The following is a 6477-nucleotide window of genomic DNA, read 5'->3' as shown; positions in this document are numbered from 1 at the left end:
ACGGAACGAGGCCGGCGACGATCCTGATGATCTGCATGACATCCGGGTCCATGATGTTTCCTTTGTTGACCTGTGGGATCAGCGGAGCTGTTCGATCTCGCGCGCGACGCGGCCGGCAGGATCGGTGGCGATCCGTTCGAGGACCGCGAGCCGGTCGGTCACTTCGGACAGCCGTTTCTTCAGTTCGGCGTTTTCCCGGCAGATGGCGTCCATCTTGCGATCACCGCCGGGCGAATGCTCGTCCGCCTCGATCGGATATCCGTGCCGCGCCTTGATCCAGGTGTTGATGACGCCGCCAAAGATCGAAACCGCCGAAATCGCGAGAACAAACTCCCAGAACCCCATGTAATCCCCCTGTTATCGAAGCTGCTCGATCTCGCGGGCGAGCGAGCGGTTCTCCGTCGTCACATAGCTTTCGATGTCGGCGAGCCGGCGGTCGATGTCGCGGAAGCGGGACCGGATGTCCCTTGCCGCCTGCGCCGGTGAGGCCCGCACGCCCTGCCAGAAATGCTGCTCCTCGCGGTCGCGGATTTCCAGCGAGCGGGGCCGTTTCGGACTGACGAAGGCGGCGATCAGGTAGAAGGGCAGGATCGCGCCCCCACTCATGATGATCGCGGCGATGAAGGAAATCCGGATCAGGGTGACGTCGAAGCCGGTGTAGTCGGCAATGCCGGAGCAGACGCCGAACAGCTTGCCGTTGGCCTTGTCGCGGTAGAAGCGCGTGCGGCTCGCCGGCTGCTCGCTGAGGTAGCGGCCGGGCTGGGAATAGCGATCCTCGTTCATGCTCATTCTCCGTCCGCGAACAAGCGGCGGCTGTCTTCGCGGCCGGGCACGCATTGCTGGCGCCAGTTGGGATTCTCGGCGGTCATGATCCGCTCGATGGTGCAGATGCGGTCGTCGAGCCGCCGTGCCGCGTCGTGCAGCTCATCGAGCAGTTTCTCATCGCCTGAAGTCAGAGTTGCGGCGGTCTTCCACTTGGTGATGTAGTGGAAGATGATCCACGGCAGCGCGATGAAGATCACCGGGATGACGATGATCGGTACGAGAACGTCTTCCATTTAGGTCACTTCCCCCTGGCGGCGAGGGCCGCCTTCATTGCCGCGAGTTCCGCGTCGACCGACTCCGCGGCCTTCAGTTCCGCGATCTCCTCCTCGAGGCTCTTGGGACCGGTCATGCCCAGCGCGTCGGCGCGCCCTTCGGCGAAGTCGGCCCGGCGCTCGAGGATTTCGAACTTGGAGAAGGCGTCCTCCGTGCGGTTGCCGTTAAGAAGCTCGCGGGCGCGGCCGCGGGTGACGGCGCTCTCGAAGCGCGCCGCGATGGCGTTCTGGCGGGCGCGGGCCTCGCGCAGCTTGCCCTGGAGCTTGGCGATATCGGCCTCATAGCTCTTCAGCGTGTCCTCGATGGCCTTCATCTCCTCGCGCAGGCTGTCCGCCATGTCGGTCGCCTTCTGGCGCTCGATCAACGCCGCCTTGGCGAGGTCCTCGCGGTCCTTGGACAGCGCAAGCTCGGCCTTTTCGGTCCAGTTGCCCTGAAGCTCGTCGAGGCGGACCAGTGCGCGCCGCATCTCCTTGGTGTCGGCGATGCAGCGGGCCGCGGAAGCGCGGACGTCGACGAGCGTTTCCTCCATTTCGAGGATCACCATGCGGATCATCTTCGCTGGATCTTCCGAGCGGTCGAGCAGCTCGGTGATGTTGGCGGCAAAGATATCTCGCGTTCGCGAGAAGATTCCCATTCACGTACTCCGTATTCGAACTCGGGGGCCCTGTTACTGGCCTTTCCTATACAAGAGACGTGCCAAAAGGCGAAGTACGCCGGAATATCGACATTTCACTGATTTTGGCGGCAAATTTCGGGCGAAAATCCTTGCCAATTGATGGGAGTTGCCACCAACAGTCGGCATGGAGCGGGCGGATCAGTTCATCGGGCAAAGCCTCGCTTTCCTGGACTCCGTCGAGCGCGCAAGCCGTGCCGCGCCGCTCAATCGTCCGGTCCTCGTGATCGGCGAGCGCGGAACGGGCAAGGAGCTGATCGCAGAGCGGCTTCATCGGTTGTCGTCGCGCTGGTCGGGGCCGCTGATCATCATGAACTGCGCGGCCTTGCCTGAAAACCTGATCGAGGCCGAGCTCTTCGGCCATGAGGCGGGGAGCTTTACCGGTGCCGCCAAAACCCGCCACGGCCGCTTCGAGGAGGCGGATGGCGGGACCCTGTTCCTCGATGAGCTCGGAACGCTGTCGATGCCGGCCCAGGACAGGCTGCTGCGCGCCGTCGAATATGGCGAGATCACCCGCATCGGCGCGTCGAAGCCGATTTCCGTCGACGTACGCATCGTCGCCGCCACCAATGAGAATCTGCCGGCGCAGGTCGACCGGGGAAGATTCAGGGCCGACTTGCTCGACCGACTGTCATTCGAGGTGATCACCCTGCCGCCGCTTCGGGCGCGCGAAGGGGACGTTCCGTTGCTTGCCGAACATTTCGCGCGGCGAATGTCTGCCGAGCTGGAATGGACCAACTGGCCGGGCTTTTCGCCGCGGGCGACGGCCGACCTCGAGGCCTATCCCTGGCCGGGGAACGTGCGTGAGCTTCGCAACGTCGTCGAGCGCGCCGTCTATCGGCATGAGAACCCCGAGCGGCCGATCGACGAGATCGTCTTCAACCCCTTCTATTCGCCCTGGGCTCCGGAGCAGCCCGCCGAAGCCGCTCCGGCCGCTGGCGGGCCGCCGGCGGAGTCCGCCGTTCAGCCGCCGCTTCACCTTGTCGCATCGGCCGACCCTGCGGGCGTGACGGATTTCCGTGCGGCCGTGTCGGACTATGAGCGTGCGTTGCTCCAGGACGCGCTTGCGCGCAATCGCTTCAACCAGCGCGCCACGGCCTCGGCCCTCGGATTGAGCTACGACCAGCTTCGCCATGCGCTCAAGCGCCACAAGCTGCTCGACGCCGAAGCGGGCTGACCATGGGCGGCGGCCCGTCCCGCCGCAGCCGACATTGACCCCTGGCTCGCCGCAGTCCTAGGGCCGCCCCGCAACCCCAAGCCACAGGAGCGACCCGATGGCCTTCACGCTTCCCGACCTGCCTTATCCCAAGGATGCCCTCCAGCCGCACATGTCGGAGGAGACGTTCGACTATCACTGGGGCAAGCACCACAAGGCCTATGTCGACAAGACCAACGGCTTCGTCGGCGAGAAGGGGCTTGAGGGCGCCTCGCTGCTGCAGGTGATCCGCACCGCCAAGGAGCGCGGGGACAAGGGGCTGTTCAACAACAGTGCCCAGATCTGGAACCACAGCTTCTTCTGGCAGTGCCTCGCGCCGCAGGGTTCGACCGCCCCGTCGGGCAGGCTCAAGGACATGATCGACAGCGACTTCGGCGGGCAGGATGCGCTGCTGGAGAAGCTCGCGACCGAGGCGACGAACCATTTCGCCAGCGGCTGGGGCTGGCTGATCCTCAACAGCGGCAAGCTCGAGGTGACGTCGCTTCACGATGCCGACACGCCGGTTGCGAATGGAATGACCCCGCTGCTGACGGTCGATGTCTGGGAGCATGCCTATTACATCGACTATCGCAACGAGCGCCCGCGCTTCCTCAAGAGCGTCCTCGAGAACATCATCAATTGGGACTTCGTCGGCCAGAATCTCGATGGCCAGGGCGAGACGAGGGCCGACCAGCAGGGGTGAGAGTTGCCGCGCCGGCTATTGCTTCAGGCGGTAGCCAGTGCGGAACATCCACGCGATGAGCGCCATGCAGACGGCGATCACGCCGACGGTGACGGCGACGCTCGACCAGACCGGCACGTCGGCGGTCGAGTAGAAGCTCCAGCGGAAGCCGCTGATGAGGTGCACGACCGGGTTGAACAGCGTGACCGTCCGCCACGGCTGCGGGATCGTCTTCACCGAATAGAAGGCGCCGCCGAGGAAAGTCAGCGGTGTGATCACCAGCATCGGGATGATCTGCAGCTGCTCGAAATTCTTCGCCCAGACGCCGATCGCGAAGCCGAACAGGCAGAAGCCGGCGGAGATGCCAAGCAGGAACAGCACCATCGCGATCGGGTGATCGACCCGCACGGGAACGAAGATGAGCGCCGTCGCAAGGGTTACGAGGGCCAGGATCACGGACTTCGTAACCGCCGACCCGACATAGGCGAGGACTGCCTCGAAGCTCGAGATCGGTGCTGAGAGCAGTTCATAGATCGTGCCCGTAAACTTCGGAAAGAAAATGCCGAAGCTTGCGTTGAAGATCGACTGCATGAAGACCGAGAGAAGGGTGAGGCCAGGGACGATGAAGCTCCCGAAGCTGACGCCCTCCATTTGCGTCATCCGGCTTCCGAGGGCGGAGCCGAACACGACGAAATAGAGCGCCGTGGTGATGACCGGAGTCACCAGGCTCTGCCACAGGGTCCGGCCCCAGCGCGCCATCTCGAAGCGATAAATCGCGGCGATGCCGTGCCAGTTCATGAGGCGTCCCTCGGGCCATGGACAAGCTCGACAAAGATGTCTTCGAGGCTCGACTGGTGGGTGGAGAGATCCTTGTACCCGATGCCCAGCTCGCCAAGGCGGCGCATCAGCGAGGCGATGCCGGTGCGGTCCGCCTTGCTATCGAAGCGGTAGCGAAGCTGGTGACCCTGGTCCTCGAGCGCGACATCCCAGTCGCCAAGCTCGGGCGGCAATGCGGCGAGGGGCTCCGACAGGACAATGTCGAGCGTCTTCTTGCCCATCCGCGCCATCAGCGCGCCCTTCTCGTCGACCGCGATCAGCTCGCCCTTGCTGATCACGCCCACTCGGTCGGCCATTTCCTCGGCTTCCTCGATGTAGTGCGTGGTGAGGATGATCGTCGTCCCGTCCGCCCGAAGGTCACGCACCAGGTCCCACATGTCCCGTCGAAGCTCGACGTCGACGCCGGCGGTCGGCTCGTCGAGGAACAGGATCTCGGGTTCGTGGCTGAGCGCCTTGGCGATCATCACCCGGCGCTTCATCCCGCCCGACAGGTGCATCATGATCGTCTTGCGCTTGTCCCACAGCGACAGGCGCTTCAGCAGCGCCTCGATCCTGGCGTCGTCGCGGGGCTTGCCGAACATTCCGCGCGAGAAGCTGACCGTGCTCCAGACGGTTTCGAAGGCATCGGTCGTAAGCTCTTGGGGAACAAGGCCGATGCGGCTGCGCGCGAAGCGAAAGTCGCGCTTCCAGTTGCGGCCGTCGATGATGACCTCGCCACTCGTCGGAGTAACGATGCCGCAGACGATGTTGATCAGCGTCGTCTTGCCGGCGCCGTTCGGCCCTAGAAGGGCCAGGATCTCGCCGCGCTGGATGTCGAGATCGACCGACTTCAGTGCCTCGACGCCTGTCGCATACGCCTTACGAAGCTGGCGGATGGACAGGACCGGCTCGCTCATTCGACGGGTCCGGGCTCCGCGGGTGCCGCATTCTCGCGCATTAGGCCGTGGCGAAGCAGCATCGGGATGTTGGCGGCGGCGAACAAAAAGGTGAGGGGAAGCGCGCCCCAAAGCTTGAACCCGATCCAGAAGGCCGTGCTCGAGTGGCGCCAGACGGCTTCGTTGAGGATCGCCATGAAGGCGAAGAAAATGGCCCAGTTGCGGGTGACCTTGGTCCAGCCGGCCTCGTCGAGGCCGGGATAGGCCGAGCCCAGCACCCGCTGCAGGATCGGCCGGTCGGTGAACAGGCCGAAGGCGAGCAGCGCCGCGACGAAGACGTAATAGATGGTCGGCTTCATCTTGATGAAGCGCTCGTCATGCAGCCAGATGGTGAGGCCGCCCAGGATCACGACCATGATCCCCGAGAACCACAGCAAGGGCGAGATGCGACGATAGCGGATGGCCGAGAACAGCATCGCCGCCACCATCGCAACCATGAAGGCGCCGGTGGCGACGAAGATCTTCAGCATCGGCGCGACCGGGGCCAGGAAGTTGACGAGGAAGAAGACCAGTAGCGGCCCGACGTCGATCAGCAGCTTCGCCCCTCCCTGCGGCTCGGACGCTTGTGTCGGCTGGGCGCTCATTCGGGCGGCAGTCCGGCGATGGCGCGGGCGACCGCGCGCGGGTCGAACGGGCGCAGGTCATCCGCCTGCTCGCCGACGCCGATCGCGTGGATCGGCAGGCCGAAACGCTCGGCTGCCGCGACCAGCACGCCACCCCGGGCCGTGCCGTCCAGCTTGGTCATGATGAGCCCCGTCACTCCGGCTGTTTCCTGGAACACCTCGACTTGCGCAAGCGCGTTCTGGCCGGTGGTCGCGTCGAGGACGAGGAGGACGTCATGCGGCGCTTCTGGGTTGAGGCGCCCGAGGACGCGGCGGATCTTGGACAACTCCTCCATCAGGTGCGTCTTGTTCTGCAGCCGCCCGGCGGTGTCGATGATAAGCACATCGCTGCCCGCCGCCCGCGCCTTCTCCAGCGCGGTGAACGCCAGGCCCGCGGCGTCCGCCCCCTGCTCCCCGGCGATGACCGGGACATTGGCGCGGCCGCCCCAGATCTT

The 6477-nt window shown here is 64.8% G+C and carries 9 protein-coding genes and 1 pseudogene; 2 read left to right on the top strand and 8 right to left on the bottom strand.

Going from position 1 to position 6477, the window contains the following annotated elements:
* Positions 1-78: 78 nt before the first annotated feature.
* From JOZ79_RS04590 to pspA, 4 genes are read right to left on the bottom strand one after another with little or no spacing between them, the layout of a single operon-like run.
* Positions 79-345, bottom strand: a complete 267-nt coding sequence (locus tag JOZ79_RS04590) for a hypothetical protein (protein ID WP_294071248.1) — start codon at positions 343-345, stop codon at positions 79-81.
* A 12-nt stretch (positions 346-357) separates the two neighbouring features.
* The gene (gene pspC, locus JOZ79_RS04585) at positions 358-783 is read right to left on the bottom strand and encodes an envelope stress response membrane protein PspC (RefSeq protein WP_294071245.1); all 426 of its coding nucleotides are present in this window, start codon (positions 781-783) and stop codon (positions 358-360) included.
* Between the two features lie 2 nt (positions 784-785).
* Positions 786-1058, bottom strand: a complete 273-nt coding sequence (gene pspB, locus JOZ79_RS04580; RefSeq protein ID WP_294071242.1) for an envelope stress response membrane protein PspB — start codon at positions 1056-1058, stop codon at positions 786-788.
* Positions 1059-1063: 5 nt separating this feature from the next.
* Positions 1064-1732 (bottom strand): phage shock protein PspA, encoded by a 669-nt coding sequence (gene pspA / locus JOZ79_RS04575; RefSeq protein ID WP_294071239.1) that lies wholly within the window; start codon positions 1730-1732, stop codon positions 1064-1066.
* 166 nt (positions 1733-1898) lie between these two features.
* On the opposite strand from pspA, the gene pspF reads away from it, so the two are divergent.
* Positions 1899-2948 carry a phage shock protein operon transcriptional activator gene (gene pspF / locus JOZ79_RS04570; RefSeq protein ID WP_294071236.1) on the top strand — a complete coding sequence of 350 codons (1050 nt, stop codon included), beginning with the start codon at positions 1899-1901 and terminating at the stop codon, positions 2946-2948.
* 97 nt (positions 2949-3045) lie between these two features.
* A complete protein-coding gene (locus tag JOZ79_RS04565; RefSeq protein ID WP_294071233.1) occupies positions 3046-3669 on the top strand; it encodes a superoxide dismutase in 624 nt (207 codons plus the stop codon).
* 15 nt (positions 3670-3684) lie between these two features.
* Here JOZ79_RS04565 and JOZ79_RS04560 read toward each other — a convergent pair whose 3' ends face one another.
* The 4 genes and pseudogenes from JOZ79_RS04560 to JOZ79_RS04545 form a co-directional block, all read right to left on the bottom strand.
* Positions 3685-4446: an ABC transporter permease gene (locus JOZ79_RS04560; RefSeq protein WP_294071230.1), complete on the bottom strand. Its 762-nt coding sequence runs from the start codon at positions 4444-4446 to the stop codon at positions 3685-3687.
* Positions 4443-5381 (bottom strand): ABC transporter ATP-binding protein, encoded by a 939-nt coding sequence (locus tag JOZ79_RS04555; protein ID WP_294071227.1) that lies wholly within the window; start codon positions 5379-5381, stop codon positions 4443-4445. The genes JOZ79_RS04560 and JOZ79_RS04555 overlap by 4 nt, the downstream gene beginning before the upstream one ends.
* A complete protein-coding gene (locus tag JOZ79_RS04550; RefSeq protein ID WP_294071224.1) occupies positions 5378-6004 on the bottom strand; it encodes a septation protein A in 627 nt (208 codons plus the stop codon). The genes JOZ79_RS04555 and JOZ79_RS04550 overlap by 4 nt, the downstream gene beginning before the upstream one ends.
* Positions 6001-6477, bottom strand: a pseudogene (locus tag JOZ79_RS04545) (signal recognition particle-docking protein FtsY); the annotation flags it as partial. The pseudogene JOZ79_RS04545 and the gene JOZ79_RS04550, both read right to left, overlap by 4 nt.

Origin of the sequence: Sphingomonas sp. (assembly GCF_019242355.1) — a bacterium.
Classification (GTDB): Bacteria; Pseudomonadota; Alphaproteobacteria; order Sphingomonadales; family Sphingomonadaceae; genus Sphingomicrobium.
The sequence above is the reverse complement of the archived record's forward strand: the minus strand, read 5'-3'. Positions and strand labels throughout refer to the sequence as shown.